The following is a 16597-nucleotide window of genomic DNA, read 5'->3' on the forward strand; positions in this document are numbered from 1 at the left end:
TGTCAGACCAGGTATTGACAAAGGTCGCGCTTCAGGAACCTGCCGTGCCCGGCCGCGCCGTGGAAGGCGTTGCCGTCGACCACGACCCGACCACGGGACAGCACGGTGGAGACCTTCCCGTTCAGCTCCATGCCCTCGTACGCGGAATAGTCCACGTTCATGTGGTGGCTGCTGGCGGAGATGGTCTGCCGGGCCGTCGGGTCGTACACCGTGATGTCGGCGTCCGCGCCCGGGGCGATGACGCCCTTACGCGGGTAGAGGCCGAACATCCTGGCCGGCGTGGTCGAGCTGATCTCCACCCAGCGCGGCAGGGTGATCTCGCCCTTGACGACGCCCTGATAGAGCAGGTCCATCCGGTGCTCGACGCCCGGCATCCCGTTCGGGATCTTCGAGAAATCTCCCCGGCCCAGCTCCTTCTGGTCCTTGAAGCAGAACGGGCAGTGGTCGGTCGACACCACCGACAGGTCGTTGGTACGCAGGCCCCGCCACAGTTCCGCCTGGTGCTCCTTGGGGCGCAGCGGGGGAGAGGCCACGTACTTCGCACCCTCGAAGTCGGGCCTGGCCAGATCCTCCAATGACAGGAACAGGTACTGCGGGCAGGTCTCGGCGAACACGTTCTGGCCGGTGTCACGGGCCCGGGTGACCGCGTCCAGGGCGTGCGCGGCGGACAGGTGCACGATGTACAGCGGTGAGCCGGTGACCTTCGCCAGCGTGATCGCCCGCGAGGTGGCCTCGCCCTCCAGCTCGGGCGGCCGGGTCAGGCCGTGCTGCACGGGGTCGGTGCGCTGGCTCGCGAGTGCCTGGAGGACGAGCTGGTCGATGGCGATGCCGTTCTCCGCGTGCATCATGATCATCGACCCGGTGTCCCGGGCCTTCTGCATCGCCCGCAGGATCTCCCCGTCGGTGGCGTAGAAAACACCCGGATAGGCCATGAACATCTTGAACGTGTTGACGCCCGCGTCGATGCAGGACTCCATCTCCTTCAGAGACGTGTCGTTGACGTCCGACACGATCATGTGGAACCCGTAATCGATTGCGCAGTTGCCGTCGGCCTTGCTGTGCCATTTGTCCAGCGCGGACAGCAGCGAGGTTCCCTTGCCCTGGACGGCGAAGTCGATGATCGTCGTCGTGCCGCCCCAGGCTGCCGCGATCGTCCCGGTCTCGAACGTGTCCGCGGAGAACGTGCCGCCGAACGGCATCTCCATGTGGGTGTGGCCGTCGATGCCGCCCGGCACGACGTACTTCCCGGCGGCGTCGATCACTCGCTCGGCGCCGGACGCCCACTGCTGGGCCAGACCCGAGTCGGGGGCGGCGAGCGCCGCGATCCGCTCGCCCTCCACCAGCACGTCCGCCGGGTACGCGCCGGTGGCGTTGACGACCGTTCCGTTGCGGATGACGATGCTCACGGCGTCACCAGGGATTCGTACGTGTCGGGGCGGCGGTCGCGGTAGAACGCCCACAGGTCGCGGACCTCGGCCAGCTTGTCCATGTCCAGGTCGCGGACGACGATCTCCTCCTCGGTGTCCGACGCGGCGTCGCCGAGCAACTGCCCCCGCGGGTCGACGAAGTAGGACTGGCCGTAGAAGTCGTTGTCGCCCAACGGTTCCACGCCGACCCGGTTGATCGTGCCGATGTAGTACTCGTTGGCGACCGCGGCGGCCGGCTGCTCCAGCCGCCACAGGTACTCCGACAGGCCGCGGCTCGTCGCGGAGGGGTTGAACACGATCTTCGCGCCGGCCAGCCCCAGTGCGCGCCAGCCCTCGGGGAAGTGCCGCTCGTAGCAGATGTAGACGCCGATGCGGCCGACGGCGGTGTCGAAGACCGGGTAACCGAGGTTTCCGGGCCGGAAGTAGAACTTCTCCCAGAACCCCTTCACCTGCGGAATGTGGTTTTTCCGGTGCTTGCCGAGGTACGTGCCGTCGGCGTCGATCACCGCGGCGGTGTTGTAGTAGACGCCCGGCTGCTCCTGTTCGTACATCGGCACGATCAGGACCACGCCGTGCTGCTCGGCGACCTCGCGCATCAGCGCCGTCGTCGGCCCGTCCGGGATCGCCTCGGTGTACGAGTAGTAGTCCGCGTCCTGGATTTGGCAGAAGTACGGGCCGTAGAACAACTCCTGCAGGCAGAGGACCTGTGCGCCCTGCGACGCGGCGCTGCGGATCGCGTCGACCGCGTTCGCGATCATGGACTCCTTGTCGCCGGTCCACTTCTGCTGCACCAGCCCGGCTCGGACGATGTTGCTCATACGTTTTCCCCCTTTGCGTGGCTGGCGGCCGGCATCGACAGCGCCAGGTAGACGAGGAACCCGGCGATCAGCCCGACCACCCAGCTGTAGTCGTAGAGCGGCTTGAGGAACGGGATGAGCCCGTCGGACGGGAACGGCCCCTTACCGGGTGCGGAGTAGGCGCCACCCACCGCGAGGACCGCGCCGACGAGGCTGGCGACGATCGCCGCCCAGTTCCAGCCGCCGGAGAACCAGTACCTGCCCTCGGGGCGGTAGAGGGCGGGCAACAGCAGCCGGGTGCGGTTGCGGACCCAGTATCCGGCGATGAGGACGCCGGCGACCGCGCCGAGCAGGCCGCCGTAGAAGCCGAGCCAGACGAAGATGTAGATGTTGGGGTCCTGCACCAGGCGCCAGGGCTGGATCAGGATGCCGAGCACGCCGGTTATCAGGCCGCCGGTCCGGAAGCTGATCAGTCGCGGCGCGGCGTTGGAGAAGTCGTACGCCGGGCTGACCGTGTTCGCGGCGACGTTCACCGACAGCGTGGCCACCACGACCGTGAACAGGCCGAGTGCGACGACCAGGGGGTTCTCGAACTTCGCGGCCAGTTGGATGGGGTCCCAGATGGCCTCGCCGTAGATGATCGCCGTACCCGAGGTGATCAGGATCGACAGGATGGCGAAGAACGACATCGTGGTGGGCAGCCCCAGAACCTGCCCGTACGCCTGCTGCCGCTGGCTGCCGCCGAAGCGGGTGAAGTCGGGGATGTTCAGCGAGAGGGTCGCCCAGAAGGCGATCATCCCCATCAGTGACGGCGCGAACAGCTTCCAGAAGTCGGCGCCCCAGCCCAGCTTCGACGGCTCGGACAGGATCGGGCCGAGCCCGCCCGCCTGGACCAGCACCCAGATCAGCAGGGCGACGGCGACCACGATGACGAACGGCGCGGCCCAGTTCTCGAAGCGCCGCAGGGTATCCATGCCCCGCCAGATGATCGCCATCTCGATCACCCAGAAGAGGAGGAACGACGCCCACAGCGTCCACGGGTGGTCCATGACCTGCGCCGCGTCGACCCACCAGGAGCCCAGCAGCTTGCCGGCGATCGCGTAGATCGCCTCGCCGCCGATCCAGGTCTGGATGCCGAACCAGCCGCAGGCGATGAAGGCGCGGAGCAGGGCCGCGAGGTTGGCGCCGCGAACTCCGTAGAACGCGCGGGCGAAGACCGGGAACGGGATGCCGTACTTCGTGCCCGCGTGGCTGTTCAACAGCATCGGGATCAGGACGAGCAGATTGCCCAGCGTGATCGTGAGGAACGCCTGCACCCAGTTCATGCCGAGCTGGATGAGGCCGGCGGCGAGCAGATAGGTCGGGATGTTGTGCGCCATGCCGATCCACAGCGCCGCGAAGTTGTACGTGTTCCAGGTGCGCTTCTCGATCGGCACCGGGGCGAGCTCTTCGTTGAAGTACCGGCTGTCGGCGATCGTGGAGAAGTCTCGCAACTCGACTCGGCCGTCCGGATGGGTGATCTGGGTGCCCGGCGCGACCGCGGTGGTTTCGGTGGGGGGGAGGGGTTCAACGGCCATCGCTCACCTCGCTGTTAGCTGCCGCAACAGTGGCCGGCCAACCGGCGCGCGTGCTGCGGGTGGGGCGGATAAGCTCGATCTCCTTCTCGGAATCGTGGGTGCCACCACGCCGCCACGGGCAGTGTCAAACTGTTCACGCTTGCCTTGATCAAGGCACACTGTGTCGGTTGCGCCGCCCTGAGGTGTCAACCCGGCGAGGCGATCACCCCTCGTCGAGCTCGCGTACGAGCAGCGCCACGTACAGCGACAGCATCGACTCCGGATCCTCCAGCGACACCCCGAGCACCTGCTCGATCCGCGCAAGCTGCTGGTAGTACGCGGTGCGCGACAGGTGCGCCGCCCCGGCTGCCGCCGACTTGTTCCCGCCCTGCTCGCAGAAGCAGCGCAGCAGCTCCACGAGCCGGCTGCCCTGGGTGTCATCCCGCGCCAACAGGGGCCCGAGCTCGCGATGGGCGAACGCCCGGACCCGTTCGTCCTCGCGCAGCAGGTGCAGCAGGCCGCGCAGTCGCACGTCGTCCAGCCGGTGGTAGAGCTGGGTACTCGGGGAGCGCAGTGCGGCACCGGCGACGTGCGCGGCCTCGCCCAGACTGCGCCGCACATCCGACACCTGCGACACCGTCGTCCCGACCGCCACCACCACGGCACCTGCGGCCGAGCGGTGCACCTCTCTGGCCAACCGTCGCAGGACCGCGTCGATCCCCGCCTGCGCCGGCAACGACAGCAACGCGCGCACGCTCGTGTCGTCCACGACGCCCACCAACGCCGGCACACTCACCCGCCGCGCGGCCACCGCGGTGGCCTCCGCGAGGTCCCGCAACACCTCTTGCGTTGCCAGTGCGGGCGCGCGCGGCGTGATGCTCCCCGGCCGGATGGCCACCCCGACCAGCCGCCGCCGCTCCAGCGGTACGCCCAGCGCGGCCGCCCGGGCGGCCAGGTCAGGAGGTGGCAACGCCTGACCGAGCAGTTGCGCGAGCAGCATCCGGTGGGTCTGCCGCTCCAGACTCTCCCGATCCCGCGCCAGGAGCCGATGCACCGCCAGTGCCGACGCGGCCCGCTCCGCGACCACCACATGACGGTGCGGGGGAGGGCCCGGCGAGAGCAGCACCAACCGTCCCCAGTCGGCGCCCTGCGCGCCGACCGCGGTGATCAGCCAGCCGGCCTCCTCGTCGTAGGCGGTTCGCTGGGATACCGCCACCGACCGCGATCGTTGCCCCCAGTCGCTCAGCAACTCGATCGGATCCTGCCCGGCCGCGTCGTACGCGAGCACGTCGTGCCCCAGCGTCTCCAGGACGACCGGCAGCCCGGAGATCCTCGCGACCTCGCGCAGCACCTCGGCCGGCCCCGCGCCGGCGACCGTGAGCGCGGTGAACGTCTCGTGCACCTGCTCGGCCGCGCGCAACTCGGCGAGCTGCGCGTCCACGATCAACGCCACGACCGCCTCCGTGACGGACACGAACTGCGTCTCCCGCGCCAGCGTGACCAATGGCAGCCGGTGTCGTTCCGCAGCCGCCGAGAGCGCGTCGGGCACGTGGTCGCTCCACCGCCGGACCAGCTCCACCACCAGCCCCGCCGCGCCGACCGCGGCCAGGTCGTCCACGTACGTCGCCAGTGCCGCCTCCTCGTCGGGCAGCGCGATGCCGGTGGTCAGCACGAGTTCGCCGCCGCGAAGCAGATGAGCGATGTCGGCCACCTCCGCCACATGGACCCATCGGACGGGTCCTTGCAGGCCGGCGGACCCGGCGACGACCCGTGGCCGGCCGCGCCGAATCACGGGCAGCGCCAGGGCTTCGGCGACCGTGGGGTACATGTGGCCTCCCCTCGACGGTTGCACACAACGTAGTGCCATCGATGCGGACCCGTACAGGTTGTCGGTGGCGGCGAACACCGAAGTCTCGGGACACTCGGCTCAGGTACGAGATACGGAGGACGCGATGGCGCATCGGGAGTTGCTGCATCGACACCGGTCCGTGCTGCCGAAGTGGCTGGCCCTCTACTACGAGGAGCCGATCGAGATCGCCAGCGCGCACGGTCGCCGGGTGACCGATCGCGAGGGCCGCACGTACCTCGACTTCTTCGGCGGCATCCTCACCAACTCGGTCGGCTACGACGTGGCCGAGATCAGCGACGCGGTCCGCTCGCAGATCGACACCGGCGTGCTGCACTCCTCCACGCTGTACCTGATCGAGTCGCAGGTGGAGCTCGCCGAGAAGATCGCGCAGCTGTCCGGTATCCCGGACGCGAAGGTGTTCTTCACCAACTCCGGCACGGAGGCGAACGAGACGGCGTTGATGCTCGCCACGCAGTACCGCCGCAGCGGGCAGGTGCTGGCGCTGCGCAACTCCTACCACGGGCGCGCCTTCGCCACCGTCGCGATCACCGGCATCCGCGGCTGGTCGGCCAGCGAGCTCAGCCCGATCAACGTGAGCTGGGTGCACGGCGGCTACCGGTACCGCAGCCCCTTCAAGGACCTGTCGGACGCCGACTACGTCAAGGCGTGCGTCACCGACCTGCGCGAGGTGATCGAGATAGCGACCGCCGGCGACGTGGCGTGCATGATCGTCGAGCCGATTCAGGGCGTGGGCGGGTTCGCCTCCCCGCCGGACGGGCTGTTCCGCGAGTTCAAGAAGGTGCTCGACGAGTACGGCATCCTGTTCATCTCCGACGAGGTCCAGACCGGCTGGGGCCGTACCGGCGAGCACTTCTGGGGCATCCAGGCGCACGACGTCGTGCCGGACGCGATGACCTTCGCCAAAGGACTCGGCAACGGCCTGGCGATCGGTGGGGTCGTCGCGCGCGCGGAACTGATGGACTGCCTGCGGGCCAACTCGATCTCCACCTTCGGTGGCAACCCGATCTCCACCGCCGGGGCCCTGGCCACCCTCAACTACCTACTGGATCACGACCTGCAGGCGAACGCCGCGAAGCTGGGCAATCGGCTGATCCACGGCCTGCGCTCGGTCGCTGCGGCGCACCCGGTGGTCGGGGACGTACGCGGCAAGGGCCTGATGATCGCCCTCGAGTTCGTCGGCCCGGGCGGCGAACCCAACCCCGCGGCAGCAACCGCCGTGTTGGAGGAAACGCGCAGACGCGGACTGCTGGTCGGTAAGGGCGGCCTGTACGGCAACGTGATCCGGCTGGCGCCGCCGATGACCCTCACCGAGGACGAGGCCGAGGAGGCGCTGGGCATTCTGTCCGAGGCGATCGAGGCGGTGTCGGCATGAGGATCACTCACTGGATCGGCGGCAAGGCTTGGACCGGTGTTTCCCAGCGCACGGGTGACGTGTACGACCCGGCGACCGGTCAGGTCAGCGGGCAGGTCGACTTGGCCCGCGCCTCGGACGTCGACGAGGCGGTCAATGCCGCCCACGAGGCCTTCGCCCGCTGGCGCCACGCCTCTCTCACCCAACGCGCGAACGTGATGTTCGCGTTCCGCGAACTGCTCAACGCCCGCAAGGCCGACCTCGCCGAGATCATCACCGCCGAGCACGGGAAGGTGCGCTCCGACGCGGCGGGCGAGATTCAGCGTGCGCTGGAGGCGGTGGAGTTCGCGTGCGGCATCCCGCAGCTGCTCAAGGGCGGGTTCAGCGAGAACGCCTCGACGAAGGTGGACGTGTACTCCATCCAGCAGCCGCTCGGCGTGGTCGGGGTGATCTCGCCGTTCAACTTCCCGGCGATGGTGCCGCTGTGGTTCGTGCCCAACGCCATCGCATGCGGCAACACGGTGGTGCTGAAGCCGAGCGAAAAGGACCCGTCCGCGTCGAACTTCCTCGCCGAGCTCTTCGCCGAGGCCGGGCTACCGGACGGGGTGTTCAACGTCGTGCACGGCGACAAGGAGGCGGTCGACCGGATCCTCGAGAATCCGGAGGTCAAGGCGGTCTCGTTCGTCGGCTCCACTCCGATCGCCCGTTACGTGTACGAGACCGGCACTCGTCACGGTAAGCGGGTGCAGGCGCTCGGTGGCGCGAAGAACCACATGGTCGTGCTGCCCGACGCCGACCTCGACCTCGCCGCGGACGCCGCCGTCTCGGCCGGTTTCGGCTCGGCCGGTGAACGCTGCATGGCGATCTCCGTCGTCGTGGCGGTGGATCCGGTCGGTGACGAGCTGGTCGGCAAGATCAGCGAGCGGATCGCCGGGCTGCACGTCGGCGACGGTCGCCGCCCAGGCTGCGAGATGGGACCGCTGGTCACCGGGGCGCACCGCGACAAGGTGCTGTCATATCTGGACGCCGGCCGGTCCGCGGGCGCGACGCTGGTGGTCGACGGACGTGGTCATTCGATCGACGGTGACGATGCCGGCTTCTGGCTGGGGCCGACGCTCTTCGACCACGTCGGCGAGGACATGTCCATCTACACGGACGAGATCTTCGGTCCGGTGCTCTCGGTGGTGCGGGTGCCCAGCTACGACGCGGCGGTGGAACTGGTGAACGCCAACCGGTACGGCAACGGCACCGCCATCTTCACCAATGACGGCGGCGCCGCGCGGCGGTACCAGAACGAGATCGAAATCGGCATGGTCGGCGTCAACGTGGCGATCCCGGTTCCGGTCTCGTACTACTCGTTCGGGGGTTGGAAGGACTCGCTGTTCGGTGACTCGCACGCGTACGGGCCGGACGGTGTGCGCTTTTTCACCAGGACCAAGGTGGTCACCAGCAGGTGGCTTGATCCGTCCCACGGCGGCGTGAACCTCGGCTTCCCACAGAACAGTTGAGTGTCAGCTCCAGTGAATCTGGATCTGTGACCGCCACTGGTCGACGACGTCGGCTCGGCCTTCGATTGCGATCTCGCTGGTGCGGTTCCAGAGGCTCAGGTAGACCTGCACCGCGGTGCCGGAGAACACCACGTCCGACCGCTCGGCCTCGCCCGGGGTGGTGACGATCGGCCCTTCGCTGATCCGTACCGTCCAGGCATGACCGGTGTCGTCGGTCCTCACCATCACGGTGTACGGCTCGGCCGAGTGGAGCCGGCCCTTCCCTCGGGTGATGAAACCGGTCAGTAGCTCATCGATCCCGTCGGCGGCCAGCAGTGGGTCGATATCCACGTCCGACGCTCTCGGCCACCGTCCGTGGACCGCCGAGATCGCGTCGACGCTGTGGATGGTCGTCTCGTGGGCTTGGCGTCGCGCCCAGAATCGGCGCGGCGGTGGAGCGTCCTTGAGGAACACCATCGCCTGGGCGTCGTCCGCGGTCGCGCGCAACGTGTCGACCAGGGCCGCTAGGCCGTCCGAGTACCAGCGGAGCACGTCGCCGGAGACCTTGCCCTCGGCCTGTGACGCTGAGGTGTCGTGGTCGGTGTCGCCGCGCAGGTGCGCCGCCGCCCATCTGTGCACCATGCCCTGATGGGTCACGAGCTCGGTGACATCCCAGCCGGGACATGTCGGGACCTTTGCATCGAACCCGGCTCCGGCGGCGGCCTCGCGCAGGGCGGCGCCGCTGCGGACAAGAGCGTCAAGGTGATCTTCCAGGCTCAGGTTTGTCGGCATGGCGGCATGGTAGAGGCAGACCGCCGCAGGCCGACCGGGGGAGACCAGGGTGTCGGCCGAGGACGACCAGAACGTACGCCATCGGGTCTTCTGCAAGCGGCTGCTGCCCGGCGGCCGGCGCTGTTTGCTCCGCGCCGAGGGCACCTGCGCCGAGCAGCGCAGACCATTGGTCGACCAAATAGCGGCCTACCTGAGCCTCACACGGCAGCTCGTGCCGCCGCAGCCCGGAGCCGTGCCAGGGTCCGCTCCCGGCCCAGCACCTCCAGCGACTCGAACAACGGCAGGCCCACCGACCGACCGGTGACAGCAACCCGGACCGGCGCCTGCGCCTTGCCCAGCTTCAGCCCGTGCGCCTCTCCGACCGCGAGCAGCGCCTCCTTCAGCGGCTCTGCCTCCCACGTTGGCAAGGCTTCGAACGCGGCGATGACATCGGGTAGCACACGGGCGTCCTTGCTCGCCTTCGCCCACGAAGCCTCGTCCATGGCGACGGTGTCGAGAAACAGGAAGTCAACGTTCGGCACGATTTCGGACAGCAGGCTGATGCGCGTCTGTGCCAGCGGAGCGAGCCTGGCGAACATCGCGGGGTCGTAGGCATCCGGCTGCCAGGGCGGGACAGAGACTCCGAATCCAGCCTCAGCCTTCTCCGCCGCGGTCACGAACGGTCCTGTCAGCCAGGGTGCGCATGCCGCGATGAATTCCTCGATGCTCAATGCGCGGATGTACTCGCCGTTGAAGGCGGTCAACTTTTTGAGGTCGAAGAACGCCGGTGCGGAGTTCACCTGACCTAGGCGGAACTCGTCTTCGATCACCGACCAGGGCACGATCTCGCGGTCGCCAGAGGGTGCCCAGCCGAGCAGCATCAGGTAGTTGCGCATCGCCGAGGCGAGGAAGCCCTCGTCGCGGTACATCTCCAGCGCGACCTTGTCGCGCCGCTTGGAGAGCTTCTGCCGCTTCTCGTTGACCAGGATGGGGGTGTGCGCCCACGTCGGTGGCTGGTGTCCGAGGGCCTGCCACAGCAGCTGCTGCTTGGGCGCGTTCGGCAGGTGCTCCTCGGCCCGGATCACGTGCGTGATTCCCATCGCGATGTCGTCGACCACGTTCGCCAGCAGGAACACCGGTGAGCCGTCGCCACGGGCGATGACGAAGTCCTCGATCAGCCGGTTCTCGAAGGTCGGCTCTCCACGTACCAGATCCTTGACGACCGTCACGCCTACATCAGGCGTCCGGAACCGCAGTGCTCTACCCTCCGCCGCGTCCAGTGAACGATCACTGCAGAAGCCGTCGTAGCCGGCGTACTGACTGCCCGAGCGTGCGCGAACGCCGTCACGCGTGCAGTCGCAGTAGTACGCCTTCCCCGTGTCGAACAGCTGCTGGGCTGCCTTTGCGTGCTCGGCCGCGTACGACGACTGGAACAGCGGGCCTTCGTACTCCTCAGGGCCGACGCCGAGCCAGGCCATCGCCCGCACGATGCCTTCGGTCCACTCCGGGCGAGAGCGCTGAGCATCGGTGTCCTCGATCCGCAGCACCAGCGTCCCGCCCGACTGTCGGGCCACCACCCAGTTCAGCAGCAGCGAACGGGCGTTGCCGACGTGGAACATGCCCGTCGGCGATGGTGCGAAGCGAAGGCGAATCCTGGAATCAGACACGGCCGCAAGCCTATCGGCATCGATGTCACGACGGTGGGTGACATTCGGCCGGCCGCGCTCACGCTGTTACGCCTCTTCGGCATGACCGGATCCCCTCGACCGCAAACGGCGAGCATTGGCCAGCTTGTCTCCACGGCGAGCGCCAGTGACCGAGCGCTGGGTCATCCACCTGCCGGTCACCGCCGCCGACCTGCCCGCCGCGCAGCGCCTGCCCCGCGTGGTGGCCCGGTGGACCGGGATATTGCCGCAGGCCGACCCGGGGGAGACCACCGTGTCGGCCGAGGACGACCAGAACGTACGCCATCGGGTCTTCTGCGACGGGCTGCTGCCCGGCGGCCGACGCTGCCTGCTCCGCGCCGACCACGACGGCCCCTGCTCCCGCCGGCTGCGCTCGTGATCGGTCCGGGCCATCAGGTGCGAGGGTAAACAGACCAGGGCGGGTGCTGATGTACCGGCACTCGATGGCCATTCACGGAGGTCTTGCGGACCCCTCGTATACAACATACGCTCCCCGAATCGCCCACTCGAGGAGCTCCCCCATGAAGAACCTCTCCTTAAGCGAAACGAGCCCGCGAAGGCTCCGTCTCTTTCGGGCAGCTGTGGCGGCGGTGGCTGTTGCCAGCACCGTCGTGGCCTGCTCGCCGGTGTCGAACAACGAGGGCGGCACCAAGTCCGGCGACAATCAGGCGGCAGGACAGGACAACTTCGGTACGCCGGCGGACCCGGCCGCGGTGAAGAAGGGCGGCAAGCTGGTCATCGCCCTCTCCGCGGAGCCCGACGCGCTGGACCCGACCCTGTCGCGCAGCCTCTACTCGCGCTACGTCTTCCAGGCGATCTGCCAGAAGCTCTACGACGTGAACGAGCAGGCGCAGGTCGTGCCGCAGCTGGCGACCGCGCTCCCCACCACCAGCAGCGACGGCAAGACGGTCACGATCCCGCTGCGCCAGGGCGCGCGCTTCGCGGACGGAACCGAGTTCGACTCCGCCGCGGTCAAGGCCACGCTGCAACGGCACCTGACCAACGCCAGGTCCGCGCGCAAGAGCGAGCTCGGCCCGATCGACACTGTCGACACGCCCGACGCGCACACCGTCGTCGTCCACCTGAAGCAGCCGTTCGCCCCCCTGGTCGGAGCATTGGCGGACCGGGCCGGCATGATCATGAGCCCGAAGGCGCTGCAGAAGCTGGGCGACAACTTCGCCACCGCGCCGGTCTGCGTCGGGCCCTTCAAGTTCGCCAAGCGGGTACCGCAGAACTCCATCGACGTCGTGCGGGACCCGAACTTCTACGACGCCGCCAAGGTCAACCTCGACGCCATCTCGTGGCACATCCTCAGCGACGCGAGCATCCGTGCCGCCAACCTGCGCTCCGGCGACGCTCAGGTCGCCGACAGCATCTCCACGCAGGACTACGGTGCGTTGCGCGGAGACGCCTCGCTCAGCGTCCTGCAGTCCCAGTCTCTGGGATACCAGGGGCTCACGTTCAACATCGGTAACGTCGACGGCGTCGGCAGCACGCCGAAGCCCATCAACCGGCCGATCGCGCAAAACGCCAAGGTCCGGCAGGCCTTCGAGTACGCGATCGACCGGAAGGCACTGGTCCAGGCCGTCTTCAACGGGCTCTTCGCCCCCGCCTGCTCACCGATCTCGCCCGCGAGCCCGTTCTCGTCGGATGAAGCGCAGGCGTGCCCCCAGCACGATCCCGCCAAGGCCAAGCAGTTGCTGTCCGAGGCCGGCGTTCAGACGCCGTACCCGGTGTCGATGCTCATCTCGAACACGCCCGACTCGCTGCGCCTCGCGCAGGCGCTTCAGGCCATGGTCAAGGACGGCGGATTCGACCTCAAGATCAACCCGGTGGAGTACTCCTCCCTCCTCGACGAGCAGGACCGCGGTAACTTCGAGCTGCTGCAGCTGGGCTGGAGCGGGCGGATCGACCCGGACGCCAACATGATGAACTTCGTCGGCACCGGCGGAAGCCAGAACGTGGCCGGCTACAGCAACCCGCAGCTCGACGCCGCACTGACCCAGGCTCGTCAGACGAACGACATCGAAGAGCGCAAGAAGCTGTACGGGCAGGCGGTGACGATCCTCCAGCAGGACGACGCGCTGATCTACCTCTACCGGCAGCGGAACCTGACCGCAGTCTCCAAGAAGATCCAGGGCCTGCAGGTCTTCCCGGACGGCGTGATCCGCGCGGCCTTCGCCGGGTTCACCAAGTAGGTCACCCGTGGCTCGGTATCTAGTCACACGCGCCTGGCACTCAGCGCTGACCCTGCTGTTGTCGACGGTCGTGGTGTTCCTCGGTGTGCGGGCACTTCCCGGGGACCCGGCCCTCGCCCTCGCGGGCGAGGACCGGTCCCCGGAGGCACTGGAGGCCATCCGTCACCACTACGGCCTGGATCAGCCGTTGCCCCTCCAGTTCGCGCAGTACGTGGAGCGCATCGTGCAGGGCGACTTCGGGGTCTCGATCCGAACCGGGATCCCGGTCTCGTCGATGCTCACGACCGCCCTGCCCGTCACGGTCGAACTGTCCGTCCTGGCGATCCTCCTCGCCACTGCGCTGGGTGTCGGCGCCGGGGTGCTCGCGGCCGTCCGCCGCGGGCGCCCCGCGGAGTGGCTCGCCAACGGACTGGCACTGGTGGGCCTCTCGGTGCCGCACTTCTGGCTCGGACTGCTGGCGATCCTCTACCTCTCCGTGGCAGCGGGACTCTTTCCGGCCTCCGGATTCGTGCCTCTGCTGCAGGACCCGGTGGGCAACCTGCACCACATCGTCCTGCCGGCCGTCATTCTCGGCACCGGCCTCGCCGCCATCATCATGCGACAGACGCGTTCGGCGATGTTGGACGCGCTCTCCTCGGACCACGTCCGTACGGCGAAGGCGAAGGGTCTGCGGCCCCGAGCCGTCATCACCCGGCATGCGCTGCGGAACAGCCTCATCGTGGTGGTGACCATCGTGGGCCTCCAGCTCGGCGGCCTGATCTCCGGTGCGGTCGTCACCGAGCAGATCTTCGGGCTGCCGGGCTTCGGCAAGATGACCATCGACGCGGTGTTCCAGCGGGACTATCCGGTGATCCAGGCGGTCGTCCTGCTCACCGCAACGGCGTACATCGTGATCAATTTCCTCGTGGACCTGCTCTACTCGGTTATCGACCCACGTATCCGTGTGACGGGGGACCCGGCATGACCGTCCTCACCGTACCGATGGCAGAGGCGAGCCCCGCCAGCATCAGCCGCCGCGCCCGGGTCCTCAGACGACTGCGCAGGAACCCGCTGGCCGTCGTGAGCTTCGTCGTGCTCGCGCTCGCTGCCGTCGTCGCCCTGCTCTCGCCCTGGATCGCCCCCTACTCGGTCCAGCAGACCGACTTCGCCCACACGTTCTCGCCTCCGGGCACCCCCGGCCACGTACTGGGGACCGACGACCTGGGCCGGGACGTCCTGTCCCGCATCATGCTGGGCGCACGGGCCTCCCTGCAGGTGGCACTCCTGGCGGTGGCCACCTCCTTGATCATCGGCGTGCCGCTCGGACTGGCCGCGGGCTATTTCCGGGCCTGGGACGCCGTGCTCTCGCGCTTCACCGACCTGCTGCTCGCCTTTCCGTTCCTGATCATGGCAGTGGGGTTGGCCGCCATCCGGGGCGCCAGCCTCACCAACGCCGCCGTGGCCATCGGGATCGCGCAGATCCCTGGGGTGATCCGCGTGGTGCGCTCGGACACCCTGCGGCTGAAGTCGCTGGACTTCGTCGCCGCGGCCGTCGTGGACGGGGCGAGCGACCTGTGGGTGCTCGCCCGGCACATCCTGCCGAACGCGACATCGGTGATCCTGGTGCAGGCCACGGTCGCGATCCCGGCCGCGATCCTCGGCGAGGCGGTGCTCTCGTTCCTGGGCCTCGGCATCCAACCCCCGGCGCCCAGCCTCGGAACCATGCTGGCCACCGCCCAGCAGTTCGCCGCCCGCGCTCCGTGGGCAGCGGTCCTGCCCGGTGTCGTGATCATGGGTCTGGCGCTGGCGTTCAACGTCTTCGGCGACGCCCTTCGTGACGCCCTCGACCCGAAGGGAGACCGGTGATGACCACGGTCGAACGGGCGGCCGCCGCCTCCTCCGCGGTCGGCACACCCGTCCTGGAAGTACGCGACCTCTCGGTCACGTTCACCACCGAGGGCGGAACCGTCTCGGCGGTCGACCGGGTGAGCCTGGATCTCGCGTCCGGAGAGATCGTCGGGATGGTGGGCGAGTCGGGCTGCGGAAAGAGCGTCACCGCGATGAGCATCGCGGGCCTGCTGCCCGACAGCGCTCGGATCTCCGGCTCCGTGCGGCTGGAGGGAACCGAACTTGTCGGCGCCCGTGAGTCGGTGCTGCGCCGCGTCCGCGGCAAGGAGATCGCCTACATCTTTCAGGAGCCGATGACGTCGTTGAACCCGGTGCTCACCGTCGGGCGGCAGATCGGCGAGGTCCTCCAGGTACACGAGCGGATGTCCCGGCGGGCCGCCCGGGCCCGTGCGGTCGAGCTGCTCTCGCTCGTCGGAATCCCGTCCGCCGCGAAACGCGTCGACAACTACCCGCACCAGCTCTCCGGCGGCATGCGCCAGCGCGTGATGATAGCGATGGCGGTGGCCTGCGGCCCGAAGGTGCTGGTGGCCGACGAACCCACCACCGCCCTGGACGTCACGGTCCAGGCCGGCATCCTCCAGGTGCTCCGGGACCTGCGGGACCGGCTGGGCACGACCATCCTCGTCATCACGCACGACCTCGGTGTGATCGCCGACATCGCGGACCGCGTCGTCGTCATGTACGCCGGGCGGGTGGTGGAGCGGGCACAGGTCACCGACCTGTTCGCGCATCCGTACCACCGGTACACGGCCGGGCTCCTGGCAGCTTCACCGACGCCCGGCAAACATGCCGGTACCGAGCGACTGCAGGAGATTCCCGGTCTCGTGCCGGTCCTGTCGACTCAGCCCGACGCCTGCACCTTCGCGGACCGCTGCCCGGCCGCCGATGAACAGTGCCTCGACTCCGCCCCGCCCCTGGAGGTGGTGCGGACAGGGTCCGCGGTCCCGGTGACGGACCACCTCGCGGCATGTTGGCATCCCTGCCCGACGCCGCGGACGCAGCCCCAGGAGACAACCGCATGACGCCGCAACCGAACGCCCTCGAACTCGAGGACCTGGTGATGCACTTCGGGCCGGTACGCGCCGTGGACGGGGTGTCCCTCACGATCCCCAAGGGACGGGTCACGGCGCTGGTGGGGGAGAGCGGCTCGGGGAAGTCGACCGTGGGCCGGTGCGTGGTGCGGCTCGAAAAGCCCACCGCGGGCGTGGTCAGGATCGCCGGGACGGATGTCACGCACCTGACCCGGCGACAGCTACGCCGGCACCGGAGCGACGTGTCGATCGTCTTCCAGGACCCGGCCGGGTCGCTGGACCCGCGCATGCTGGTTGGCGAGATCGTGGCCGAGCCGTTGCGGCTGTCCGGTAGGCGGATCTCCCGGCGCGACCGGGAGGCCCGCGTCGCCACCGAGCTCGGCAGGGTGGGCCTGCGGGCGGAAGTGGCGCGCCGGTATCCCCACGAGCTCTCCGGCGGTCAACGCCAGCGGGTCAGCATCGCCCGGGCCCTGCTCTCCAAGCCCATGCTGCTCATCGCGGACGAACCCACCAGCGCACTCGACGTGTCCGTGCAGG

The 16597-nt window shown here is 68.6% G+C and carries 14 protein-coding genes; 8 read left to right on the forward strand and 6 right to left on the reverse strand.

Going from position 1 to position 16597, the window contains the following annotated elements; genetic code table 11:
- Window positions 1-2 precede the first annotated feature (2 nt).
- The 4 genes from hydA to DKL51_RS16530 all read right to left on the reverse strand — a co-directional run bounded on the left by hydA (window position 3) and on the right by DKL51_RS16530 (window position 5608).
- Window positions 3-1406 carry a dihydropyrimidinase gene (gene hydA / locus DKL51_RS16515; RefSeq protein ID WP_124812223.1) on the reverse strand — a complete coding sequence of 468 codons (1404 nt, stop codon included), beginning with the start codon at window positions 1404-1406 and terminating at the stop codon, window positions 3-5.
- The gene (locus DKL51_RS16520) at window positions 1403-2245 is read right to left on the reverse strand and encodes a nitrilase-related carbon-nitrogen hydrolase (RefSeq protein WP_124812224.1); all 843 of its coding nucleotides are present in this window, start codon (window positions 2243-2245) and stop codon (window positions 1403-1405) included. The genes hydA and DKL51_RS16520 overlap by 4 nt, the downstream gene beginning before the upstream one ends.
- Window positions 2242-3801 (reverse strand): NCS1 family nucleobase:cation symporter-1, encoded by a 1560-nt coding sequence (locus DKL51_RS16525; RefSeq protein ID WP_124812225.1) that lies wholly within the window; start codon window positions 3799-3801, stop codon window positions 2242-2244. Before DKL51_RS16525 ends, DKL51_RS16520 begins: the two co-directional genes overlap by 4 nt.
- Before the next feature lie 202 nt (window positions 3802-4003).
- Window positions 4004-5608 carry a PucR family transcriptional regulator gene (locus DKL51_RS16530; RefSeq protein ID WP_109944563.1) on the reverse strand — a complete coding sequence of 535 codons (1605 nt, stop codon included), beginning with the start codon at window positions 5606-5608 and terminating at the stop codon, window positions 4004-4006.
- 124 nt (window positions 5609-5732) lie between these two features.
- On the opposite strand from DKL51_RS16530, the gene DKL51_RS16535 reads away from it, so the two are divergent.
- Both DKL51_RS16535 and DKL51_RS16540 read left to right on the forward strand, forming a co-directional pair.
- Window positions 5733-7022 carry an aspartate aminotransferase family protein gene (locus tag DKL51_RS16535; protein WP_124812226.1) on the forward strand — a complete coding sequence of 430 codons (1290 nt, stop codon included), beginning with the start codon at window positions 5733-5735 and terminating at the stop codon, window positions 7020-7022.
- Window positions 7019-8509: a CoA-acylating methylmalonate-semialdehyde dehydrogenase gene (locus DKL51_RS16540; protein WP_124812227.1), complete on the forward strand. Its 1491-nt coding sequence runs from the start codon at window positions 7019-7021 to the stop codon at window positions 8507-8509. The genes DKL51_RS16535 and DKL51_RS16540 overlap by 4 nt, the downstream gene beginning before the upstream one ends.
- Window positions 8510-8512: 3 nt before the next feature.
- Here the strand turns inward: DKL51_RS16540 and DKL51_RS16545 are convergent, their stop codons facing one another.
- Window positions 8513-9280: a maleylpyruvate isomerase family mycothiol-dependent enzyme gene (locus tag DKL51_RS16545; protein ID WP_109944566.1), complete on the reverse strand. Its 768-nt coding sequence runs from the start codon at window positions 9278-9280 to the stop codon at window positions 8513-8515.
- A gap of 197 nt (window positions 9281-9477) precedes the next feature.
- Window positions 9478-10926, reverse strand: a complete 1449-nt coding sequence (gene gltX, locus DKL51_RS16550; RefSeq protein WP_438819661.1) for a glutamate--tRNA ligase — start codon at window positions 10924-10926, stop codon at window positions 9478-9480.
- A 145-nt stretch (window positions 10927-11071) separates the two neighbouring features.
- Between gltX and DKL51_RS16555 the strand changes: the two genes are divergently transcribed.
- The 6 genes from DKL51_RS16555 to DKL51_RS16580 form a co-directional block, all read left to right on the forward strand.
- A complete protein-coding gene (locus DKL51_RS16555; protein ID WP_124812229.1) occupies window positions 11072-11323 on the forward strand; it encodes a hypothetical protein in 252 nt (83 codons plus the stop codon).
- 211 nt (window positions 11324-11534) lie between these two features.
- A complete protein-coding gene (locus DKL51_RS16560) occupies window positions 11535-13142 on the forward strand; it encodes an ABC transporter substrate-binding protein (protein WP_221623196.1) in 1608 nt (535 codons plus the stop codon).
- A gap of 7 nt (window positions 13143-13149) precedes the next feature.
- Window positions 13150-14106: an ABC transporter permease gene (locus DKL51_RS16565; RefSeq protein ID WP_109944571.1), complete on the forward strand. Its 957-nt coding sequence runs from the start codon at window positions 13150-13152 to the stop codon at window positions 14104-14106.
- On the forward strand, window positions 14103-14987 hold the full coding sequence (locus DKL51_RS16570) for an ABC transporter permease (RefSeq protein WP_109944572.1): 885 nt from the start codon (window positions 14103-14105) through the stop codon (window positions 14985-14987). Before DKL51_RS16565 ends, DKL51_RS16570 begins: the two co-directional genes overlap by 4 nt.
- Window positions 14987-16051 (forward strand): ABC transporter ATP-binding protein, encoded by a 1065-nt coding sequence (locus tag DKL51_RS16575; RefSeq protein ID WP_109944573.1) that lies wholly within the window; start codon window positions 14987-14989, stop codon window positions 16049-16051. The genes DKL51_RS16570 and DKL51_RS16575 overlap by 1 nt, the downstream gene beginning before the upstream one ends.
- On the forward strand, window positions 16048-16597 hold a 550-nt coding region (locus DKL51_RS16580; RefSeq protein WP_148097805.1), incomplete at its 3' end, for an ATP-binding cassette domain-containing protein. The genes DKL51_RS16575 and DKL51_RS16580, both read left to right, overlap by 4 nt.

Origin of the sequence: Micromonospora globispora, from assembly GCF_003857015.1 — a bacterium.
GTDB classification, from domain to species: domain Bacteria; phylum Actinomycetota; class Actinomycetes; order Mycobacteriales; family Micromonosporaceae; genus Micromonospora; species Micromonospora globispora.